Origin of the sequence: Alcaligenes sp. GCM10023179 (genome assembly GCF_042653705.1) — a bacterium.
In the GTDB taxonomy this organism is placed as follows: Bacteria; Pseudomonadota; Gammaproteobacteria; order Burkholderiales; family Burkholderiaceae_B; genus Alcaligenes; species Alcaligenes phenolicus.
Map to the genome: position 1 here is coordinate 1,938,079 of NZ_JBHSIQ010000001.1, position 21,107 is coordinate 1,959,185.

General features: G+C 55.8%; 19 protein-coding genes. 6 read left to right on the forward strand and 13 right to left on the reverse strand.

The genetic code is table 11. The features are described from left to right. Positions 1-106: 106 nt before the first annotated feature. From fumC to ACFPDR_RS08795, 4 genes are read right to left on the reverse strand one after another with little or no spacing between them, the layout of a single operon-like run. The gene (fumC, locus tag ACFPDR_RS08780) at positions 107-1,504 is read right to left on the reverse strand and encodes a class II fumarate hydratase (protein WP_026482570.1); all 1,398 of its coding nucleotides are present in this window, start codon (positions 1,502-1,504) and stop codon (positions 107-109) included. Positions 1,505-1,554: 50 nt separating this feature from the next. Continuing rightward, on the reverse strand, positions 1,555-2,598 hold the full coding sequence (locus ACFPDR_RS08785; protein WP_060185072.1) for a type I glyceraldehyde-3-phosphate dehydrogenase: 1,044 nt from the start codon (positions 2,596-2,598) through the stop codon (positions 1,555-1,557). Positions 2,599-2,611: 13 nt separating this feature from the next. Then, the gene (locus ACFPDR_RS08790) at positions 2,612-3,400 is read right to left on the reverse strand and encodes an SDR family oxidoreductase (RefSeq protein ID WP_035271564.1); all 789 of its coding nucleotides are present in this window, start codon (positions 3,398-3,400) and stop codon (positions 2,612-2,614) included. A gap of 3 nt (positions 3,401-3,403) precedes the next feature. Continuing rightward, the gene (locus ACFPDR_RS08795; RefSeq protein WP_376911008.1) at positions 3,404-4,375 is read right to left on the reverse strand and encodes a D-2-hydroxyacid dehydrogenase; all 972 of its coding nucleotides are present in this window, start codon (positions 4,373-4,375) and stop codon (positions 3,404-3,406) included. A gap of 154 nt (positions 4,376-4,529) precedes the next feature. Between ACFPDR_RS08795 and ACFPDR_RS08800 the strand changes: the two genes are divergently transcribed. Together ACFPDR_RS08800 and ACFPDR_RS08805 are read left to right on the forward strand one after the other, a co-directional pair. Beyond that, positions 4,530-6,440, forward strand: coding sequence for a S9 family peptidase (locus ACFPDR_RS08800; RefSeq protein WP_376911010.1), 1,911 nt, complete (start codon positions 4,530-4,532; stop codon positions 6,438-6,440). Positions 6,441-6,500: 60 nt separating this feature from the next. Further along, a complete protein-coding gene (locus ACFPDR_RS08805) occupies positions 6,501-7,115 on the forward strand; it encodes a glutathione S-transferase family protein (protein ID WP_060185070.1) in 615 nt (204 codons plus the stop codon). Positions 7,116-7,361: 246 nt separating this feature from the next. Here ACFPDR_RS08805 and ACFPDR_RS08810 read toward each other — a convergent pair whose 3' ends face one another. The 6 genes from ACFPDR_RS08810 to proC all read right to left on the reverse strand — a co-directional run bounded on the left by ACFPDR_RS08810 (position 7,362) and on the right by proC (position 13,377). Further along, positions 7,362-8,063, reverse strand: a complete 702-nt coding sequence (locus ACFPDR_RS08810; RefSeq protein WP_060185069.1) for an ABC transporter ATP-binding protein — start codon at positions 8,061-8,063, stop codon at positions 7,362-7,364. After that, positions 8,064-8,828 carry a high-affinity branched-chain amino acid ABC transporter ATP-binding protein LivG gene (gene livG, locus ACFPDR_RS08815; protein ID WP_035271558.1) on the reverse strand — a complete coding sequence of 255 codons (765 nt, stop codon included), beginning with the start codon at positions 8,826-8,828 and terminating at the stop codon, positions 8,064-8,066. Beyond that, on the reverse strand, positions 8,825-10,048 hold the full coding sequence (locus ACFPDR_RS08820; protein WP_021446595.1) for a high-affinity branched-chain amino acid ABC transporter permease LivM: 1,224 nt from the start codon (positions 10,046-10,048) through the stop codon (positions 8,825-8,827). The genes livG and ACFPDR_RS08820 overlap by 4 nt, the downstream gene beginning before the upstream one ends. Continuing rightward, positions 10,048-10,977: a high-affinity branched-chain amino acid ABC transporter permease LivH gene (livH, locus tag ACFPDR_RS08825; RefSeq protein WP_009453959.1), complete on the reverse strand. Its 930-nt coding sequence runs from the start codon at positions 10,975-10,977 to the stop codon at positions 10,048-10,050. The genes ACFPDR_RS08820 and livH overlap by 1 nt, the downstream gene beginning before the upstream one ends. Before the next feature lie 104 nt (positions 10,978-11,081). Continuing rightward, positions 11,082-12,203, reverse strand: a complete 1,122-nt coding sequence (locus tag ACFPDR_RS08830) for a high-affinity branched-chain amino acid ABC transporter substrate-binding protein (RefSeq protein ID WP_060185068.1) — start codon at positions 12,201-12,203, stop codon at positions 11,082-11,084. Between the two features lie 334 nt (positions 12,204-12,537). After that, on the reverse strand, positions 12,538-13,377 hold the full coding sequence (proC, locus tag ACFPDR_RS08835) for a pyrroline-5-carboxylate reductase (RefSeq protein WP_239054260.1): 840 nt from the start codon (positions 13,375-13,377) through the stop codon (positions 12,538-12,540). 178 nt (positions 13,378-13,555) lie between these two features. On the opposite strand from proC, the gene ugpB reads away from it, so the two are divergent. The 4 genes from ugpB (at position 13,556) to ACFPDR_RS08855 (ending at position 17,899) form a co-directional block, all read left to right on the forward strand. Next, positions 13,556-14,863: a sn-glycerol-3-phosphate ABC transporter substrate-binding protein UgpB gene (gene ugpB / locus ACFPDR_RS08840; RefSeq protein ID WP_009453953.1), complete on the forward strand. Its 1,308-nt coding sequence runs from the start codon at positions 13,556-13,558 to the stop codon at positions 14,861-14,863. A gap of 181 nt (positions 14,864-15,044) precedes the next feature. Beyond that, the gene (ugpA, locus tag ACFPDR_RS08845; RefSeq protein WP_088452876.1) at positions 15,045-15,929 is read left to right on the forward strand and encodes a sn-glycerol-3-phosphate ABC transporter permease UgpA; all 885 of its coding nucleotides are present in this window, start codon (positions 15,045-15,047) and stop codon (positions 15,927-15,929) included. 21 nt (positions 15,930-15,950) lie between these two features. Continuing rightward, a complete protein-coding gene (gene ugpE, locus ACFPDR_RS08850; RefSeq protein ID WP_021446597.1) occupies positions 15,951-16,793 on the forward strand; it encodes a sn-glycerol-3-phosphate ABC transporter permease UgpE in 843 nt (280 codons plus the stop codon). Between the two features lie 20 nt (positions 16,794-16,813). Then, the gene (locus ACFPDR_RS08855) at positions 16,814-17,899 is read left to right on the forward strand and encodes a sn-glycerol-3-phosphate import ATP-binding protein UgpC (RefSeq protein WP_021446598.1); all 1,086 of its coding nucleotides are present in this window, start codon (positions 16,814-16,816) and stop codon (positions 17,897-17,899) included. 88 nt (positions 17,900-17,987) lie between these two features. Here the strand turns inward: ACFPDR_RS08855 and ACFPDR_RS08860 are convergent, their stop codons facing one another. The 3 genes from ACFPDR_RS08860 to ACFPDR_RS08870 form a co-directional block, all read right to left on the reverse strand. Beyond that, positions 17,988-19,112 carry a branched-chain amino acid ABC transporter substrate-binding protein gene (locus tag ACFPDR_RS08860; RefSeq protein WP_026482583.1) on the reverse strand — a complete coding sequence of 375 codons (1,125 nt, stop codon included), beginning with the start codon at positions 19,110-19,112 and terminating at the stop codon, positions 17,988-17,990. Positions 19,113-19,268: 156 nt separating this feature from the next. Then, entirely contained in the window at positions 19,269-19,736 is a 468-nt protein-coding gene (locus ACFPDR_RS08865) for a Dps family protein (protein WP_026482584.1), read from the reverse strand. Positions 19,737-20,128: 392 nt separating this feature from the next. Continuing rightward, positions 20,129-21,094, reverse strand: a complete 966-nt coding sequence (locus ACFPDR_RS08870; protein WP_009453943.1) for a LysR substrate-binding domain-containing protein — start codon at positions 21,092-21,094, stop codon at positions 20,129-20,131. Positions 21,095-21,107: the final 13 nt, after the last annotated feature.

Consider the following 21,107-nt stretch of genomic DNA (forward strand, 5'->3'; position numbering starts at 1 on the left):
TGGGTTGGAACACTCCCCTACTCTTTCATAGGGACAAATGGCTACGCTGTTTACGTATTCGCCCCATTGAAGGGGCGAATACGCTCAAGCACAAGCGAGGCTGAATTTAGCCTGGGTGGGTCATATCCAGTGGCACAATCCACTGATCGTACTGCTCGTTAGTCAGATAGCCGGATTTCAGGGCGGACTCACGCAGGGTCAGGCCTTCCTTGTGGGCTGTCTTGGCGATGTAGGCGGCCTTGTCGTAGCCGATGTGACGGTTCAGGGCGGTGACCAGCATCAGGTTCTGGTCCAGATTGTGCTGGATCTTTTCCATGACAGGCTCCAGACCTTGAGCGCAATGCTCGTCAAAAGCCAGGCATGCGTCGCTGATCAGGGCAATGCTTTCCAGCACATTGTGCACCATCACAGGTTTGTAGACGTTCAACTGGAAATTGCCCTGGCTGCCGGCAAAGCCCACCGCCGCGTCGTTACCGTACACCTGCACGGCCACCATGGTCAGCGCTTCGCACTGAGTGGGGTTGACCTTGCCGGGCATGATGGAGGAACCGGGCTCGTTCTCGGGAATTTGCAGCTCGCCAATCCCGCAGCGAGGGCCGCTGGCCAGCCAGCGCACGTCGTTGGCCATCTTCATCAAGGCACCGGCCAGGGTACGCAGGGAGGCGGACAGATTCACCAGCGCGTCGTGAGCCGACAGTGCGAAGAACTTGTTTTCAGCCGCCTGGAATGGCAGGCCTGTGATCTTGGCAATATGGGCTGCTGTGCGTTCGCCAAACTGAGGGTGGGCGTTCAGACCCGTACCCACGGCGGTGCCGCCAATCGCCAGTTGGTAGATACCGTCCAGAGCCTTGTCCACGGTTTGCAGGCCGAAATCAATCTGCGCCACCCAGGCACCAATTTCCTGGCCCAGCGTGATGGGCGTGGCATCTTGCAAGTGGGTACGGCCGGTTTTCACAATGCTGTTGAATTGTTTGGCTTTGGCGGCCAGAGTGTCGCGCAACTGGCCTACGTCTTTGCGCAGGCGGCGCTGACATTCCAGACCCACGGCAATGTACATGGCGGTGGGGAAAGTATCGTTGGAGGATTGGCCGCGGTTCACGTGGTCATTCGGGTGGACGGGCTTTTTGCTGCCCTTCTCGCCACCAGCCAGCTCAATGGCGCGGTTGGAGATCACCTCGTTCACGTTCATATTGCTTTGCGTACCAGAACCGGTCTGGAACACGACCAATGGGAACTCGGTATCCCACTGGCCTGCAATCACTTCATCAGCCGCTTTGACAATCAGCTGGGCCAGCTCGTCGGGCAATTCGCCCAGTTCCTGGTTGGCCAAGGCTGTGGATTTTTTCAGGATGCCCAGCGACTCGATCATGCTGCGGCCCCACTGGAAGCGGTCTCGGCCAATCGGGAAGTTCTGGATTGAGCGCTGTGTCTGCGCGCCCCAATAGTGGTCGGCGGGAACCTCAATGGTTCCCATGGAATCCTGTTCAATACGTGTCGTACTCATCATGGCTCCTGTAAGAATTCGGAAGACAGTTCAGTTTGAAAATGGGGTGTTCACGGCTGGCGCAAGAAGCGCGCAGCCCACACACAGGCAATATCAAGCATGCGGTTGGAAAACCCCCATTCGTTGTCAAACCAGACCAGCATATTGACCAGCCCATCCCCATTGGTTCGGGTTTGCGAGCCGTCCACCACACCGGAGTGCGGGTTGTGATTGAAGTCGATCGAGGCATGGGCCTGATCGGAGTAGTCCAGAATACCAGGCCATTGCTGCGCCGCTTTCTGGAACAACTGGTTGATTTCATCCCGGCTGGTGTCGCGTTCCAGGTTGACCATCAGATCAATGGCCGACACGTTCAAGATAGGGACGCGTATGGATTTGGCCTGAACTTTGCCTTTTAGTTGCGGTAACAGCCGCTCTACGCCAGTTGCCAGCCCGGTAGAGACTGGAATCATGGATTGCAAGGCGGAACGGGTGCGGGCCAGATCGCTGCTGTGGTAGCCGTCGATCATGGGTTGATCGTTCATGACCGAGTGCAGCGTGCTTAAAAAGGCGTGGCGTATGCCGAAAGTCTTATCCAGTTCAGCCAGAACCGGGATGATGGCATTGGTGGTGCAGGAGGCGTTGGAGACAATCCGTTCGTCGCCTTGCAACTGTTCATGGTTAATACCCAGCACAGCGGTGAAATCCACGTCCTGGGCACTATTGCCGGGATTGGATACCAGCACACGCGGGCAACCGGCGTCCAGAAATTGCTGCAGCTGGGCTCGACTGCCAAAGGCACCACTGCATTCGATCAGCATGTCCAGATCCAGCGCCGCCCAGTCTATGGATTTCGGGTCGGTTTCATGCAGCACCCGGATGGCCTTATCCCCCACAATCAGCTCGTGCTCGTTGTGCTCTACCTGGGCCGGAAATACGCCGTGGGTCGAATCAAAGCGCGTCAGATACGCCATGGTGGCTATGGTGGCGGGCTCGTTAATGACCACGACATCAAATTCCTGGCGTCGTGGGGATTCGTAAATGGCGCGCAGCAGGCAACGGCCTATGCGGCCATAGCCATTAATCGCGATGCGGATGGGACGAGGTAGCGGCATGGTCAGGGAACAATCAGAAAGTAATGGAGAAACCGCCGTCTACAACCACGATATGGCCATTGACATAGGAAGCAGCCGGAGAGGCCAGAAACACAGCGGCAGCGCGGATTTCGTCCGGCTTTGCCCAGCGTCCCAAGGGGTTGCGGCCAACCACTAAAGGACCTTTGACGGGGTCTTGAGCCAGGGCGGCATTGGTTTCCGTGGCAAAGGTGCCGGGGGCGATGCCATTGCTGGTAATGCCCTGCCCGCCAAATTCTACGGCCAGTGCTCGTACCATGCCGGCCAGACCCTGCTTGGCAACCGGGTAAATAGCGTCGCCTGGGCGAGCCAGCGGGCCTGCAATGGAGGTCAAGGTCACAATACGGCCGTGCCGGGTCTGAGCCTCGAGCATGGCTTGGGCCGCGTACTTGGACAGTTTCAGCGTAGCCAGCAGGTCTACATTCAGCAAATGCTCCACATCGTCCCAATCGGCATCCTGCAAGCGGCTGCGTAGTCGCACGCCCACATTGTTCACCAGAATATCGGGAGTGCCGACGCGCTGGCACAGGGCTTGATAGGAGTCTGGCAAGGAGTCCAGATCGGCCAGATCATGTTCCCAGGTATCAACCTGGGCACCGCCAGCTTCAAGCTCGTTGGCAAGAGGCAGGAGTTTACTGGCCTTACGACCATGCAAAATCACATGGGCGCCATGGGCAGCGTAGGCACGGGCGATTTCCAGGCCCAGACCGGCGGACGAGCCGGTCACCAGAGCACAGCGACCAGCGAGGGAGAAATTGGCTTGGTAGGAGCTTAAATCAGTCATTATTTACAGCGTATGGCGTGCTTGGCCGCGGTGGAAAGCAGCAATGTTTTCGATCAACTGGTTTGCCAGGGCCTGCATGGCCTCCTGACTGGCCCAGCCTATATGCGGCGTCAAAATGTAATTGGGTAAGTCTAACAAGCGCATCAGGATATGGTCAGCGGGTGGCGGCTCGGGCGTGCAAACATCAATGCCTGCACCACCCAGCCAGCCCTGCCGCAAGGCGTGCTCCAGTGCCTGATTGTCGATCAGCCCGCCACGGGCGGTATTGATCAGCAAGGGGCGGCGTGGGGCCATACGCTCGAACTCGGCCATGCCCAGCATGTTTTGTGTTTCAGCAGTCAGTGGGCAATGCAGGGAGAGGACGTCGGCTTGCTCCAGCACTTGCTCAAAGGGCAAGCGGTCATCCGCATTGCTGACGATGGTCTGGCCACGGCGTTGAGCAAAGATGACTTTCATGCCCAGGGCTCGACCCATGGTGGCGACGGCCTGCCCCAGAGATCCAGAGCCAATCAGCCCTAAGGTGGAGCCTGCCAGATCACGGATGGGATAGTCGAAATAACAGAACTGCTGGGCTTCTTGCCAGCGGCCTTCCTTGACGGACTGGCGGTAGGCGCAGATATTGCGGCGTAGGGCAAAGATCAGCGTAAAAACGTGCTCCGGAACACTGCGCACGGCGTAGTCGCGGATATTGCTGACCACAATGCCGCGTTCACGGGCGGCATCCAGATCAATATTGTCGCTACCTGTGGCGGCCAATGCGATCATTTTCAAGTTGGGCGCGGCCTGCAAATGCTCGCGGCGGAGTGCCACTTTATTGCTGATGACAATGTCGGCATCGGCAATACGTTCGGCCACTTGATCGGGAGCGGTACGTCCGTAAACTTGCAGTTCATGCTTAAAGGGAACCTGCGGCAGCTCTACGCTGTCTGACAGTGTTTCCCTATCCAGAAAAACGATACGAGTCAAAGAAGTCATGCCTGTCCTTGTCCTTGAGCTGCCCCTGGCATTCTGGCCCTATTTTCAGAGGGTTCTTGCCTTTGCTTGGGACCATCATCCGATATAGTAATGGGATTGATACAGGCTTGTCCCTGGTCTCACCCTCATAACCCTGTTTTATAGGTTATTGCTTATGCTCTTGTCCCTCTTGCTCTCTTTGGGCGCCCACGCCCTGATACCGGATAACGTCGCGAGCACCACTCCCCCACTGTACGACATTCGGGACTTTTTTCAGAATCCCAAGCGTAGCGGTTTCCGGATTTCGGATCAGGGGCGCATGATCGGCTTTATGGAGCCCGTCAAGATCGACGGCCACCCCGCCCGTCAGAATATCTTTGTGCATGAGTTAAAAGGCAGTGAGCCTGTGGGCGAGGCTCGCCGCGTCACCGCCGAATATCAGCGCGATATTGCCGAGTACTTCTGGAAAGGCGATGAAACCGTTATTTATGCCAAGGACGTGAACGGCGACGAGAACTATCACGTTCTGGCTGTGAACGTGCTGACTGGCAAAGTCACGGACCTGACGCCGCTGGAAGGCGTACGTGCCGGGGTGCAGGACGATTTGCCGGACGACCCGGAGCATATTCTGGTGTCGCACAACGGCCGTAATCCGGAAGTATTCGACGTCTACAAGGTCAATGTCCTGACCGGTGAAAGCACATTGGCGGCCGAGAACCCCGGTGATGTACTGGGCTGGAGCACAGATCATCAAGGTCGGGTGCGCATGGCGATTTCGATCTCGGGTGTGGATTCCGAACTGCGTTATCGCGACAGCGATTCCGAGCCGTTCCGCAGCATTTTGCAAACGGACTTCCGCACGGAAGTCAGCCCTCTCTTTTTTCATGCCGACAATCAGCGCTTCTACGCCTTGAGCAACCGTGGTCGTGACACCTTGGCCTTGGTCTTGATTGACCCTGCCAAGCCGGATGAAGAAGAAAAAATCTACGAATTACCCGATCACGATCTGATGGGAGCTGGCTATTCTCGCCTGCGTCAGGTGTTGACTTCGGTGGATTATTACACCGACAAACCCGGTCAGCATTTCTTTGACGAGCACAGCGAGAAAATCCACGCCGCCATCGCCCGCCAATTGCCGGGCTACGAGATCAGCATTCAGTCCATCACACGCGATGAAAAGAAAATGATTGTGGCCAGCTACAGCGATCGCAATCCAGGTTCACGCTACCTTTACGATGTGGACAGCAATAGCTTGCACAAACTGGCTGTAATCAACAGTGCCTTGCCTGAAAGCGATATGGCGGTCATGCACCCTATCGAATTTACGGCACGTGACGGCATGAAGATTCACGGCTACCTGAGCCTGCCTTTGGGTGTCCCCAGCCGTAATCTGCCTGTGGTCATCAACCCGCACGGCGGCCCGTGGGCGCGTGATTACTGGGGCTTTAACCCCGAGGTGCAGTTTCTGGCCAACCGTGGCTACGCCGTCTTGCAAATCAACTTCCGTAGTTCGACCGGTTATGGACGCAAGTTCTGGGAAGCGGGTTTCAAGCAATGGGGCCTGAGCATGCAGGACGACATTACCGATGGCGTTCAGTGGCTGATTGATCAAAAGATTGCTGACCCCAAGCGCATCGCCATTTACGGCGCCAGCTACGGTGGATACGCGACCTTGGCCGGTATCGTGAAAACCCCGGACTTGTACGCCGCAGCAGTGGACTATGTGGGCGTGTCCAACTTGCTGACCTTCATGAATACCATCCCGCCGTACTGGAAGCCTTTGCTGGTAAAAATGCACGCCATGGTAGGTGATCCGGAAAAGGATAAAGAGCTGCTGGAAGCCAACTCCCCCGTTTTACATGCCGACAAGATCCGCACTCCCTTATTTATCGCCCAGGGCGCACACGACCCACGGGTGAACAAGGCAGAAAGTGATCAGATGGTTGCCGCTTTGAAAGCGCGTGGTGTGGATGTGGAGTACATGGTCAAGGATAACGAAGGCCACGGCTTCCATAACGACGAGAACAAGTTCGAGTTTTACGAGCGTATGGAGCGCTTCCTGGCTCGCCACCTGCAGCCTCGATGATTTTGGAGTGGCGCGACATGCTCGCGCCATTTGTTTATCGCACTTTTGGAAAGAGAACTTATGAAACTGTATTACATGACTGGTGCTTGTCCTTTGGTGACCCGCATTGCATTGGAGTGGATAGGCAAGCCGTTTGAATCCCAGCGCGTCAGCCGTGACGAACTGCAGCAAGAAGAATTCCTGAAACTGAACCCCAACGGCGCTGTGCCTGTTCTGGTCGATGGTGATCTGGTTCTGACACAAAGCATCGCCATTCTGGAATACCTGAACGAGAAGAACCCGCAAGCCAATTTGATTGGCAGCACCATCGAACAACGCTTTGAAGCCCGCCGTTGGCTGGCCTTCCTGAACGCCGAAATCCACCGTAACGTGGGCGTGGTGTTCGGTACGCATCGCTACGCGGATCAGGAAGCGACCCAGGCCGAAGTCAAGGCCAAAACCGCTGCCTTGCTGACTAAGCAACTGGGCGTGATCGACAAGCACCTGGAAGGCAAAGAAACCTTGTCGGGCTCCTTGTCCGTGGCTGATGCTTACCTGTACGTGGTACTGCGCTGGGCTGCTCTGATGAAGCTGGACCTGTCGGGCATGAAGAACCTGAACGCTTTCTTTGCTCGCATGGAGCAGAACGAAGGTGTGAAGGCGGCACTGCGCGGCGAAGGCTTGTTGAAGGATTAAGTCGTTTCGCAGCTAGCGATATCAGGTTTCAGGGGATGCTGTCGTGTTCTGCTCCCCTGAAGCGTCCGGCAAGCATATCGACAGCTTTTAGTTCTGGTGCGAATGGCCTTATTCTGACTTGTCACCCGAATAAAAAAAACCTGAATCCAGCAAAAGCTGAGATTCAGGTTTTTTTCAAGCACGTAAATTAAAGCGTGCTTTAAATCGATGACGCTCTACCGCTTTGAGGCTGCATTCGCTGGCAGTCTAAGCCCCCAAATACGCCTTCCGAATATCCGGATTTGCCAGCAGATTGGCGCCGGTATCCTGCATCACTACCTTGCCGGTTTCCAGCACATAGCCACGGTCTGCAACTTGCAGGGCCTTATTGGCGTTTTGTTCTACCAGAAACACCGTCACGCCTTCATCGCGAATGGTACGGATGATGTCAAAGATCTGGGCGATGATCAGCGGGGCCAGGCCCAAGGTAGGTTCGTCCAGCAGCAGCAAGGACGGTTTGCTCATCAGTGCGCGACCGATGGCCAGCATTTGCTGCTCACCACCTGACATGGTTCCTGCTCGTTGCGTAGCGCGCTCTTTCAGGCGGGGGAACAGTTTGTAGACGTGGTCCTCTCCTTCGTCGATCTCGCTGCGGTTCAGAAAGAAACCGCCCATCTTCAGGTTTTCCGACACGGTCAGGTCTGGAAAGACGCGACGGCCTTCAGGAGAGATGGCGATGCCTTTGCGCATGATGCGGTGCGTATCGGCGTGGGTGATGTCCTCGCCCATGAAGCTGATGCTGCCCGAGCTGGCTCGGGGCGAGCCGCAAACGGTCATGAGCAAGGTGGTTTTGCCAGCGCCGTTCGCGCCAATCAGGGTGACGATCTCGCCCTGATTCACGTCCACGCTAACTTGATCCAGCGCCTGAATAGCGCCGTAATGGGTAGATACGGAGTCCAGCTTCAGCACTTATTCTTCCCCCAGATAGGCTTTGATGACGCGCGGATCATTGCGCACTTCTTCAGGCAGGCCGGTGGCAATGGGTTTGCCATATTCCATAACCAGGATCCGGTCTGATACGCCCATAACCAGGCTCATATCGTGCTCGATCAGCAGGACGGCCACGCCAAATTCGCGGCGCAGTTGGTCGATCAGGGCTTGCAGATCGCGTTTTTCTTGGGGATTCAGGCCCGCCGCAGGTTCGTCCAGCATCAGCAAGCGCGGCTGGGTGATCATGCAACGTGCAATTTCCAGGCGGCGCTGGTGGCCGTAGGCCAGGTTGCCCGCTTCACGGTTGGCCATATCGGTCAGGCCCATGAAGTCCAGCCATGTCACCGCACGCTCTTTAGCTTCCTTTTCGGATTGCTTGTAGCGTGACAGGTTCAGCAGACCGGACAAAAAGCCGGCCTTGAGCTGGCTGTGCTGGGCAACCAGCAGGTTCTCCAGCACCGTCAGCTTCTTGAACAGACGCACGTTCTGGAAGGTACGTACCAGGCCTTTTTGTGCCACCTTGTGGCTGGACAGGCCGTGGATGGGCTGGTCTTCCAGGGTGACGGAACCGGAGGTGGGCTTGTAAAAGCCGCCTACGCAGTTAAACACCGTGGTTTTACCGGCGCCGTTGGGGCCGATGATGGCAAACACTTCGTCTTTAGCCACATCGAAGCTGACGGAATCCACCGCCAGCAAGCCACCAAAACGCATCGACAGATCGGATACTCGGAGTAATGGGCTCATGTACGCAACTCCACATGAGGACGTTGCACAGGCAGCAGGCCCTGTGGACGCCAAACCATCATGGCCACCATGACCAGACCAAAAATCAACATCCGATACTCCGCGAACTCTCGGGCCAATTCAGGGACCACTGTCAGCACAATAGCAGCCAGAATGACGCCGATTTGTGAACCCATACCACCCAGCACCACGATGGCCAGGATCAAGGCGGATTCAATAAAGGTGAAGGACTCTGGGTTGACCAGACCCTGACGGGCGGCAAAGAAAGCACCACCAAAACCGGCAAACATGGCGCCCATGGTAAAGGCGGACAGTTTGATGGAAGTGGGGTTCAGGCCCAGCGAACGGCAAGCAATCTCGTCCTCGCGCAGGGCTTCCCAGGCACGACCAATAGGCATGCGCACCACACGGCTGGAGACCAGCAAGGTGATCAGGGCCAGCGCCAGGGCCATCAAGTACAGATACACCACCACGTCCTGGTTACTGAAGGTCCAGCCCATCAGGTCATGGAAGGTGGTCTGCCCTTCCGGTGCACGGCGTGCCATGGGGAAACCGAATACGGTTGGCTTGGGGATACCGGAGATGCCATCCGGGCCGCCGGTCAGGTCATACATATTAATGAGCAAGAGGCGAATGATTTCACCAAAACCCAGGGTGACGATAGCCAGATAGTCGCCACGCAAGCGCAGCACGGGGAAACCCAGCAGAAAGCCGAACAGGGCCGCCATACCACCCGCTAATGGCAGTGCTTCCCAGAAGCCCCAGCCTGCGTAGTGATAGAGCAAGGCGTAAGTGTAGGCGCCCACGGCGTAAAAGCCCACAAAACCCAGGTCCAGCAGGCCGGCAAAGCCCACCACGATATTCAGCCCCAGGCCCAGCATGATGTAGATCAGCACCAGGGTGGCAATATCCACCTGGGCACGCCCACCAAAAAAGGGCCAGACCACGGCACAAGCGATCACGATGTACAGCAGGATCTTCTTGTGCTGCATGCTCAGTTTGGGCAGCGTCCAGCGGCTTTCACGTATCTTGGTGCGATTGACGTTAGGACGGATCAGCTGGACCACAAAGACCAGTGCCATACCGATCAGAATGATCTGCCAATCGCTTTCCAGATGGGTGTTCATCCCGGCGCGCACAATTTGCAGGCCAAAGACGGGAGCCACAATAATGCCTGCCAAGACAGCGGCGATAAATGCATTGCTAAAGCGGTTCATCATCAGACTTTCTCCACCTCGGGTTTACCCAGCAGGCCCGTTGGGCGGAACAGCAGGATAAAGACCAACAGTAAAAAGGCCACGATGTCCTTGTACTGCGACGAAATAAAGGCAGCGGCAAAGGTTTCTGCCAGACCCAGCAGGACACCGCCCAGCATGGCGCCCGGGATGCTGCCAATACCGCCCAGCACGGCTGCCGTAAAGGCCTTGATACCGGCAATAAAGCCGATGAAGGGGTTCAGCTTGCCAATGGCGGTGGCAATCAGCACGCCGCCCACGGCAGCCAGCATGGCGCCGATGACAAAGGTAAAGGAGATGATTTTATTGGTGTCGATACCCAGCAGGTTGGCCATGCGCAAGTCTTGTGAACATGCACGCGAGGCGCGACCCAGACGCGAGTACTTGATATAGAGGCTGAGCATGATCATCAGCACCACGGTCACGACAATGATCATGACGCGTGAGTATGGCGCCGTGACGGTAAAGCCGTCTGCGCCCAGGCTGAACTGAAAGGAGCCGGACAGCAAGGTGGGCACTGCCATATCGCGTGCGCCCTGGCCCAGGGCAACCCAGTTCTGCAAGAAAATGGACATACCAATGGCCGAGATCAGCGGGACCAGCCGAGGGCTGCCACGCAGCGGCGCATAGGCGACTTTTTCAATCGCATAGCCGTAAACGGCGGTTACCAGAATGGCAACCAGCAACATGATAAGAATGATCAGCCAGATGGGCAGACCCGAGCCTACGCCAATCGCAGTCAGGGTTACCAGCCCGACATAGGCGCCGATCATGTAGATCTCGCCGTGGGCAAAGTTAATCATTCCGATAATGCCATAGACCATTGTGTAGCCGATGGCGATCAGTGCATAAATAGCGCCCAAGGATAATCCATTGAACAGCTGCTGCACGATCTGAGGGAGTAAATCAGACATGCTTGTTTTTTTCCGTTGAGTCCGTCGTTTTGTTCTGAGGCTTTGTGGGCATCCAAAAGCAATGCCCCCGTTCTTCGTAAAGAGCGGGGGCACATAATCCAGTCTTATTTCTCAACTAGATCAAAGTTACCTTCTTTATCCCACTTGAAAACGGCAAATTCGAAATGCTTCAAATCACCCTTGGCGTCGTATTCTACCTTGCCAATGGCGGTATCGAACGCATTTGCGTGCATGTAGTCGGCCCCCTTGGTCGAATCCTCGCCTACCGCGTTGATTGTATCGGCAATAATTTGCACGGCCGCGTAGGCCGGGAAGGTAAAGGCCCCGTTAGGATTGCGCTTGTATTTGCTGAAGTTTTCCATCACATCCTTGTTGGCCGGCATCTTGGTGAAGTCGGTTGGCAAGGTCACCAGCAAGCCTTCCACTGCCGGACCGGCAATGGCAACCAGATCGCGGTTGGCAACGCCTTCCGGACCCATGAAGGTGTTGGTCATGCCTTGTTCACGCGCCTGACGCAGCAGCAGGCCCAGCTCGGCGTGGTAACCACCGAAATAAATCAGATCGGGGTTCACGCCCTTGAGCTTGGTGATTACGGCCGAGTAATCGCTGTCACCGACGTTAATGCCCTCGTACATGACAATGTTCATGTTCTTTTTCTTGAGCGCGTCACGCACTTGCGTGGCAACCCCGGAGCCATAAGTCTGCTTGTCGTGCAGGACGGCAATGCTCTTGGGCTTGAGGACGTCAGCAATGTAGTCGGCCGCAAAGGGGCCTTGCTGGTCGTCACGACCAATGGTGCGGAAAAAGTAATGGGGCTTGATAGTGTCGGTGACCAGAGGCGAGGTCGCACCGGGAGTAATCGCCACAATGCCTTCCTGCTCGTAAATGTTCACGGCAGGCACCGTGGTTCCCGAGCACGCGTGGGCCACGGCGAATTTCGCGCCGGAGTTGACCACACGGTTGGCTGCAGGCACAGCCTGTTTGGGTTCGCACGCATCGTCAATCAGGACGGCTTCCAGCTTTTTGCCTTTGACACCCCCTGCTGCGTTAATCGCGTCAATTGCGGTCAATGCACCGGCCTGGATTTGGTCACCATATTGGGTGGAGGGACCAGTCATGGGTTGAGGGATACCAATTTTGATGGTGTCCGCCGCATAGGCGGTGCCCATGGCCAGTACGGTGGCCAAGGCGGTCAGAGCGGGGGTAAAGCGTCGAGTAAGGGTCATAGCAGCTGTCTCCCGAGGCCGGGGGTTCCCGGCATTGCTTTTTAGAAAGTGCTTATTCTGGGGTCTGGATAGGCATTGTTATGCTCCAGGGGAACCCATTTTGGGGGAGCCGCCTAAAACTTGTCACTTCGTATAAGCCCTAGCGCCCTGCTTATTTATTTTGAAAATAACGAGGCATTGTTAACAGGGTGTTTCCAAAACCCGCTCGCATACTAAAAGCCTTGTTTATAAAAGAAAAGAGGAGCTCCCTTGAGAACTCCCCTGCTCTTTGTTTTACTGCTTTTTTATTGCGCTATATCAATTTTTGACGATGCTATAGGGAGTAATCCGGGGATCAGGAAAACTCTTGGGCCAGCTCTCTGGCACGCACTTTGGCAGCATTGACTGCTTTTTGGACCAGGGGTGTAAAGCCGCCTTCGTTAAAGATATTCAGGGCGGCTGCCGTAGTCCCCCCTTTGGAGGTGACGCGCTCGCGCAAGACCGAGGGTTCTTCCGGCGACAAGGTGGCCAACTGGGTGGCGCCGTGCAGCGTTGCCAGGGACAGCTGGCGGGCCTGTTCTGGCGACAAACCTTGCTCGATACCGGCTTTGATCAAAGCTTCGATGAACAAAAACACGTAAGCTGGACCACTGCCTGAAACCGCCGTGACGGCATCAATGGCCGCATCATTTTCAACCCAGACCACTTCCCCCACGGATTTCAACAATTGCTGCGCAATGGCTTTATCGCTTTCATCCACTTGTTCCAGGGCCATCAGGCCAGTAATGCCACAACCAATAAAGGCCGGGGTATTGGGCATACAGCGGATTACACGCTGGTACGGCTGGCCGGGTTCGCCCAGCCATTGGGCCAGAGCGGTTGCCGGAATGCCAGCGGCCACGCTGATCACCAGGGTGTCCTCTTGCAGATAGGGTTTGCAGGCCAGTACGGTCTCTTTCATGACCTGGGGCTTGACGGCAAAAACCCAGATACGCTGCTTGGACAAGGCTGGGCCGGGTTCATACGCGGTTTGTACTCCCTGCTGGGCCCACGACTCCAGGGCGGGCGGGTAAATATCAATCGCCAAAACGTCCGAGCCGCCGCAGCGTTTCCCAATTAAACCAGCCGCCAAGGCGCTGGCCATATTGCCCGCGCCGATAAACGCCAGCTTAAAAGAGGTATCGTGTGGATTCATCATCGCTCCCATTAAAAATCTGTCCTCTGACACGTTTTCTTAGCGTTTGAGGGTAATTAGTCATTGCTTATATAACGCTGTCATGGATACATTCACGAGAGCGTCATAAACAAGTCATAAGCTTGAGTTTTAAAACCTGCTACACCTTAGCGGCACCTTTTATACAGGAGAAAGCCTGATGCGAACAAAACTATTTGCTCTGTCTCTAGCCGGTCTGATTGCTTCTATCGGCACTGCGCAAGCGGCCACAGAAATTCAGTTCTGGCATTCAATGGAAGGAGCCTTGGGCGAACGGGTTAATGCATTAGTCAAAGACTTTAACGCATCTCAGTCGGACTACCAGGTTAAAGCCTCGTATAAAGGCAACTATGGCGAGTCCATGAACGCCGGTGTCGCCGCTTTCCGTGCCGGTAATGCCCCCGATATTTTGCAAGTGTTCGAGGTGGGGACTGCCACCATGATGGCCGCCAAGGGCGCCATTCAACCAGTTCAGGAAATGTCGGAGAAAGCGGGCAAACCTATCAACCCGGATGACTTTCTGGGTGCGGTTGCCGGCTACTACTCCTCCAACGAAGGCAAGCTGATTTCCATGCCTTTTAACAGCTCCACCCCGGTGCTGTACTACAACAAGGACGCCTTCAAGAAAGCTGGCCTGGATGCCGAGAAGCCGCCCAAGACCTGGCAGGAGCTGCACGAAGCCGCCAAGAAACTGCGTGAGTCCGGTCAAGAGTGTGGCTACACCTCTTCCTGGCCCTCCTGGATTCTGCTGGAGAACTTTGCCGCCTGGCACAACATCCCCTTTGCCAGCGAGAACAACGGCTTTGGCGGCCCCAGCGCTCGCCTGCAGCTGGATAACCCACTGTTCCTGAAGCACATGACTTTCCTGGCAAATATGTCCAAGGATGGTTCCTTCTCCTACGGCGGTCGTGGTGATACGGCCAATGCCCTGTTTACCAGCGGCAAGTGCGGCATGTTTACCGGCTCCAGCGGTAACCGCGCCAACATCATCAAAACCGGCGAATTTGAATTTGGCACCAGCAGCCTGCCCTACTACAGCGATGTACAAGGCGCGCCTCAGAACTCCATTATTGGTGGCGCTTCCCTGTGGGTCTTTGCCAAGAAGTCCGATGATGTTTACAAGGGCGTGACTGAATTCTTCCACTTCATCTCCAGCCCTGAGCAAGCCGCCGCCTGGCACCAGGACACCGGTTATGTGCCTGTGACCAAAGCGGGCTTTGAAAAGACCAAGGACTCCGATTTCTACGCCAAGAACGTGGGTGCAGACGTTGCCGTCAAACAGCTGGACGCCAGCACCACCGAGAACTCTCGTGGTATTCGTCTGGGTTCCTTGCCGCAGATTCGTGACATCGAAGACGGTGTGATGGAACAGATTTTTGCCGGCAAAGTCACCCCTGAAGAAGGTCTGAAAGCCATGCAAAGCCGTGGCAATGAACTGTTGGAGCGCTTTGAAAAGAGCGTGAAGTAAGCCCGACCCGCCTTGGGCGGGTGGTTTACAATCCAGCGTATGAGTGTGTGCGGACGGTGTCCTGTCTTGGCTTCAAGCCAGTAAGCTGTCACCCTATCGTCCAAGCCACTCATACGCTTTTCGTTTCACTTGAAGTCTGTCACCCTGATGGTGGCGCTCCCTTCCCATTGCGCGCAAACCTATGGAAAAACGTGTCGTCTTTCGTCATAAGACACTGCCCTATTTGCTACTTGCTCCGCAGCTAGCCATTACTCTGATCTTCTTTTTTCTGCCTGCCGGTCAAGCGCTGTGGCAGGCTTTTCATTTGGAAGACCCCTTTGGCCTGTCTTCGCAGTTTGTAGGCTTGGATAACTTTGCCGAGCTGTTCAATAGTGCAGAATATATGGCCTCGTTCAAGACGACGGCGGTATTTTCGCTTGCCGTGTCGGTGTTGGGGCTGGTCGTGGCTTTGGTTCTGGCCGTGATGGCGAACCGGGTGATACGAGGTGCGCTGCTGTATCGCAGCTTGCTGATCTGGCCTTATGCCGTGGCTACGGCGGTGGCCGGGGTGTTGTGGTTGTTCCTGTTCTCCCCCTCTGTAGGGATTGTGGCCGTGTTCCTGCTGGAGCATGGCATTCAGTGGAATCCACGCTTGAATGGCAATGACGCCATGTTGCTGGTGGTAATTGCTTCGGTCTGGAAGCAGATCTCCTACAACTTTCTGTTTTTCCTGGCTGGCCTGCAAGCCATCCCGCGCTCCCTGATTGAAGCGGCCGCCATGGATGGTGCCGGTCCCATGCGCCGTTTCTGGGGCATTGTGTTTCCTTTGCTGGCCCCGACGACTTTCTTCCTGCTGGTCGTGAACATTATTTATGCCTTCTTTGACACCTTCGCCATTATTGACGTGGTCAGTCAGGGCGGGCCGGGTGAAGCCACCTCGATTCTGGTTTACCGGGTCTACAACACGGGTTTCCGTGGCCTGGATATTGGTTCTTCGGCAGCCCAGTCTGTGGTGCTGATGGTGGTGGTTGTGGCGCTGACGGTGATTCAGTTCCGCTATATTGATCGCAAAGTGACGTACAGCTGATGCGCAGCAAGGAACATAGTCATGGTTGAACGACGCCCTATTCTTGATTTTTTCACGCATCTGACCCTGATCCTGGGTGTGATCGTGATTGCTCTGCCCCTGTACATCACGTTTGTGGCTTCCACCCAGACCAGCGCGGAAGTGGCCCGTGCGCCCATGTCGCTCTGGCCGGGCTCGCACATGGTAGAGAACTACATCACCGCTTTGCAGGGGACGGCCACCAACTCCCCACCAGTGGGACGCATGTTGCTGGTCAGCATGGTGATGGCGCTGGGCATCGCGGTTGGCAAGATCATTATTTCCATGCTCTCGGCCTTTGCCGTGGTGTATTTCCGCTTCCCGTTCCGCATGCTGTTTTTCTGGATGATTTTCGTCACCCTGATGCTGCCGGTGGAAGTGCGCATTATGCCCACGTACAAGGTCGTGGCGGACCTGCAGTTGCTGGACAGCTATGGGGGCCTGATCCTGCCCTTGATCGCTTCAGCAACCGCGACCTTCCTGTTTCGCCAGTTCTTTTTGACGGTGCCCGATGAATTGATCGAGGCCGCCCGTATTGATGGTGCCGGCCCGATGCGGTTTTTTAAAGATGTTCTGCTGCCCTTGTCCAAGACCAGCATTGCCGCTTTGTTTGTAATTCAGTTTATCTACGGCTGGAACCAGTATTTGTGGCCGCTGATCATTACCACCAAAGAGGATATGTACCCGATCGTGGTTGGTATCCGGCGCATGATTTCCGGTGGTGACAGCGTGACCGAGTGGAACGTGGTGATGGCCACGGCCCTTTTGGCCATGATCCCGCCTGCCCTGGTGGTGATGCTGATGCAAAAGTGGTTCGTCAAAGGTCTCATCGACTCTGAAAAGTAATTCTCTACAGGCTTTATTGAATGGCTAGCTTACGATTTGAAGGCGTCAAGAAAACCTACCCGAACGGGACGGTCGTTATTCACGGCATTGATGTGGACGTGAAGGATGGCGAGTTCGTGGTGATTGTGGGCCCCTCTGGATGCGGTAAATCGACCTTGATGCGTATGGTGGCGGGGCTGGAATCTGTCACGGCAGGTCAGGTGCTGATCGACGGCAAGGTCGTCAATGATCTGGAACCGGCTGAACGTGACATTGCCATGGTGTTCCAGAACTACGCGCTCTACCCCCATATGTCAGTCTTTGACAATATGGCGTATGGCTTGAAAATCCGTAAGTTTTCCAAGGATGAAATCAAGCAAAGGGTCAATGCCGCCGCTGCGATCTTGGAATTGGGTGCCCTGCTGGAACGCCGTCCAGGGCAACTGTCGGGGGGCCAGCGTCAGCGTGTTGCGATGGGCCGTGCGATTGTGCGTGAACCCAAGGTGTTTCTGTTTGACGAGCCCCTGTCCAATCTGGATGCCAAGCTGCGAGTGCAGATGCGTCTGGAAATTCAGAAACTGCATCGTCGCCTGAAAACCACCAGCCTGTATGTGACTCACGATCAAATTGAAGCCATGACCTTGGCCGAGCGCATGATTGTGATGAATCAGGGCATGCCTGAGCAAATCGGGACACCCGCCGAGGTATTCGAAAAGCCTGCTTCCGTTTTTGTGGCCACTTTCATTGGCTCACCGCCCATGAACTTGTTGCCAGTAGAGGTGGATGCACAAGGTCAGATCACGCAAGACAATGGCCAGCCCGTGCAGTTTGGCCCGGAAATGGTGCCCGCTGCGGTGCGTGGCCGCAAGGTGTTCCTGGGCATACGACCAGAACACATCCAGCTGCATGTGCCCGGTGTGACTACGCAGGTGGAAATGGTAGAAATTCTGGGTTCCGAGCAGTTACTGCATCTGGGTTGTGGCGACTATCGCATCATCGTGCGCTGCCCGATTGAGCAGACTCGCGAATATCCAATTCAAATTGGCGAGGCCATCCAGATTGGCTACATGCCACCCCACCCTTTGCATTGGTTCGACCGCGATACGGGTTTGCGTATCGAGGCCTGAGCAGCCTGCCTGAAGCAAGGTGCTCCAAGGCGATACATAATAAAAAACCGGCCCGAAGGCCGGTTTTTTTACGAGCAAGAATCAGGGATTACTTGCCGTAGACGGTTTTGGAACCGTCAGCGTGCCAGCTGAAGACGTCAAATTTGAAGTCGTTCAGGTCGCCCTGCTTGTTCCAGCTGATTTGACCGATAGGCGTTTTCACGCTGTTGGCGTGCAGGTAGTCGGCCACTTTGACTGGATCGTCCTCGCCAGCGCCCTTGATGCCTTCGGCAATCGCAATCGTGGCTGCGTAAGCGGAGAGCTGGAACGCGCCGCTAGGATCGCGCTTCTTGTCCTTGAAAGCCTGGACGATGGCCTGGTTGTCCGGATCTTGCGAGAAGTCCGCAGGCAAGGTCAGCAGCATGCCTTCAACGGCTTTGCCGGCAATGGCGTTAATGTCGGGGTTACCCACGCCTTCCGGTCCCATGAAGTGGACTTTCACGCCTTGCTCGGCGGCTTGACGCAGCAGCAGGCCCATTTCAGGGTGGTAGCCACCAAAGTACACGAAGTCCACGCCGGTGGATTTCAGCTTGGTGATGACGGCGGAGTAATCGCTGTCGCCCGCGTTAATGCCTTCAAACAGGGCAACTTCGGTACCGGCTTTTTGCAGTTCGGAACGAACCGAAGCGGCAATACCTTGGCCGTAGGACTGTTTGTCGTGCAGGACGGCAACTTTCGTGGGCTTGATCTGTTCCAGGATGAACTTGGCAGCGGCTGGACCTTGCTGATCGTCGCGACCAATGGTGCGCAGGATCATTTCGTAGCCTTTGCCGTCGGTAACAGCAGGTGCTGTTGCCGATGGAGTCACCATCAACACGCCTTCGTTGTTGTAGATATCGGTGGCCGCGATGGTAGCGCCCGAACAAACGTGACCGACAACATAGTGGATCTTGTCATTCACGATACGGTTGGCTGCGACGGGACCTTGCTTGGGTTCGCAGGCATCGTCAACAGTGACCAGTTCGAGCTGTTTGCCCAGAACGCCACCGGCAGCGTTGATCTGTTCGATGGCCGTATCGACGCCTTGTTTGACCATGTCACCGTATTGGGTAACCGAGCCTGTGAAAGGACCGGCCAGTGCAATACGGATGTTGTCAGCGTGAGCAGCACCGGACAAGAGCAGACCCGTTGCCAGGCTCATGGCCGCTGCAACAGGAGTGAAACGAATTTTCATAGAAAACACCTCCGTGAATATGCAGGAAAGCATACACCGATAACAGGGCTTTATGCCTGCCTGACGCCTGAATTCAGGGTTTTCTATAGGGGGAATAGGAAAGGCCACCGTTTGGTGGCCTTTTTTTATCGCTATTTGAGGGCGATAAGATGGAAATTACTGCAGCAGGCTACGCAGCATCCATGCATTTTTCTCGTGCACGTCCAGACGCTGGGTCAACAAGTCAGCGGTAGGCTGGTCGTCGGCCGAGTCGGCACGGTCAAAAGCGGTGCGTGCAGTACGAGCCAGCGCTTCGTTACCTTTGACCAGCAGTTCGATCATGGTGGTGGCATCCGGCACGGAAGCGGGCTGGGTGATGGAGGACAGCTTCTGGAATTCGGCATAGGTACCAGGGGCGTAGTGACCCAGGGCGCGGATACGCTCGGCGATGTCATCCAGGGCTTGCCACAGTTCGGTGTACTGCGTCATGAACAGCTCATGCAGAGTCTTGAACATAGGGCCGGTGACGTTCCAGTGGAAGTTGTGTGTCATCAGGTACACGGTGTAGGAGTCGGCCAGTACCTTGGACAACTCTTTAACTACAGCAGCACGGTCTGCCGTCGAAATACCGATATCAATTTTCAGAGCGCTGCTGGCGGCGCTGGCAGGAGCAGCGGGTTTGGCGGCGGCAACAGGCTTGGTCGCGGCAGGCTTGCGAGCAGCGGCTGGTTTGGCAGCTGGCTTGGCCGCAGGTTTAGCGGCCGCCTTGGCGGGAGCTTTGGCTGCGGTGGCAGGCTTTTTGGCGACGGCCTTTTTAGCGGTCACTTTTTTGGCGGGGGCCTTGGCGGCTGCCGGTTTTGGTTCAGCCTTTACATCGGCTGCAACTGCGACCTTGGTATCAGTGTTCGGGGCTTCTTCGGCCTTGCTGACCTTGGCGGTTTTACTGACTGCTTTCACGGCTTTTGCCATAGTGGACTCCTGTTGAACAGAGGGCTAAATAGGTACTGAAGCAGAATAACACGCAGTAGGTGTGCGATTTACGCTAGTTCAGGATACGGGAAATTGCTGTTGTATTCGACTTTTAAGTAGTTGACCCCAGCCAAGCCACTTTCCATGATCCCACGGGTCAAGGCGTCAATGGCCGACGTACGTGGAAAACTTTTGCGCCAGACCAAGGCAATGCGACGATCTGGAATGGGTTTTTTGAAGGGGACATAGGCCAGCAGTTCGTTGGCCTGGCCGGGGGCTGTCAGAGAGCTGGCAGGCAGGACAGTCAGACCGATGCCGGTGGCCACCATATGACGGATGGTTTCCAGTGAAGAGCCTTCAAAGGTGCGCTGTATGCCTTCACTGGACGCTGAAAAGCGCGATAGCTCCGGGCAAACATCCAGCACCTGGTCGCGGAAACAATGGCCGGCACCCAGCAGCAGCATGGTCTGATCTTTCAGCTGTTCGGGATCAATTTCCTTGCGCTTGGCCCAGGCGTGTTCATGGGGCATGGCCACCACAAAAGGCTCGTCGTACAGCTCGCGGATAACCAAGCCTGTTTCAGGCAAAGGCAGGGCCACAATGGCGCAATCAATCTCACCTTGGCGCAGCAATTCCAGCAGACGCACGGTAAAGTTTTCTTGCAATAAAAGTGGCATTTGCGGGGTCAGCTCAATCTGCTTGGGAACGAGCTTGGGCAGCAGGTACGGTGCCACGGTGTAAATAATGCCAACGCGCAAAGGGCCAGCCAAAGGATCGTGGCCCTGGCGGGCAATCTCGCGCAGGTTGGCGCCCTCTTCCAGCACTTTCTGTGCCTGGGTGACGATGCGCAGCCCAATGGGGGTAATAGCCACCTCGGGCCCGCCACGCTCGAAGATGACCACGCCTAATTCGTCTTCCAACTTCTTGATGGCCACCGACAGCGTCGGTTGGCTCACAAAGCAGGCTTCGGCAGCACGTCCAAAATGACGCTCGCGTGCTACGGCAACGATGTATTTCAGCTCGGTCAATGTCATGACAATTCCTTGT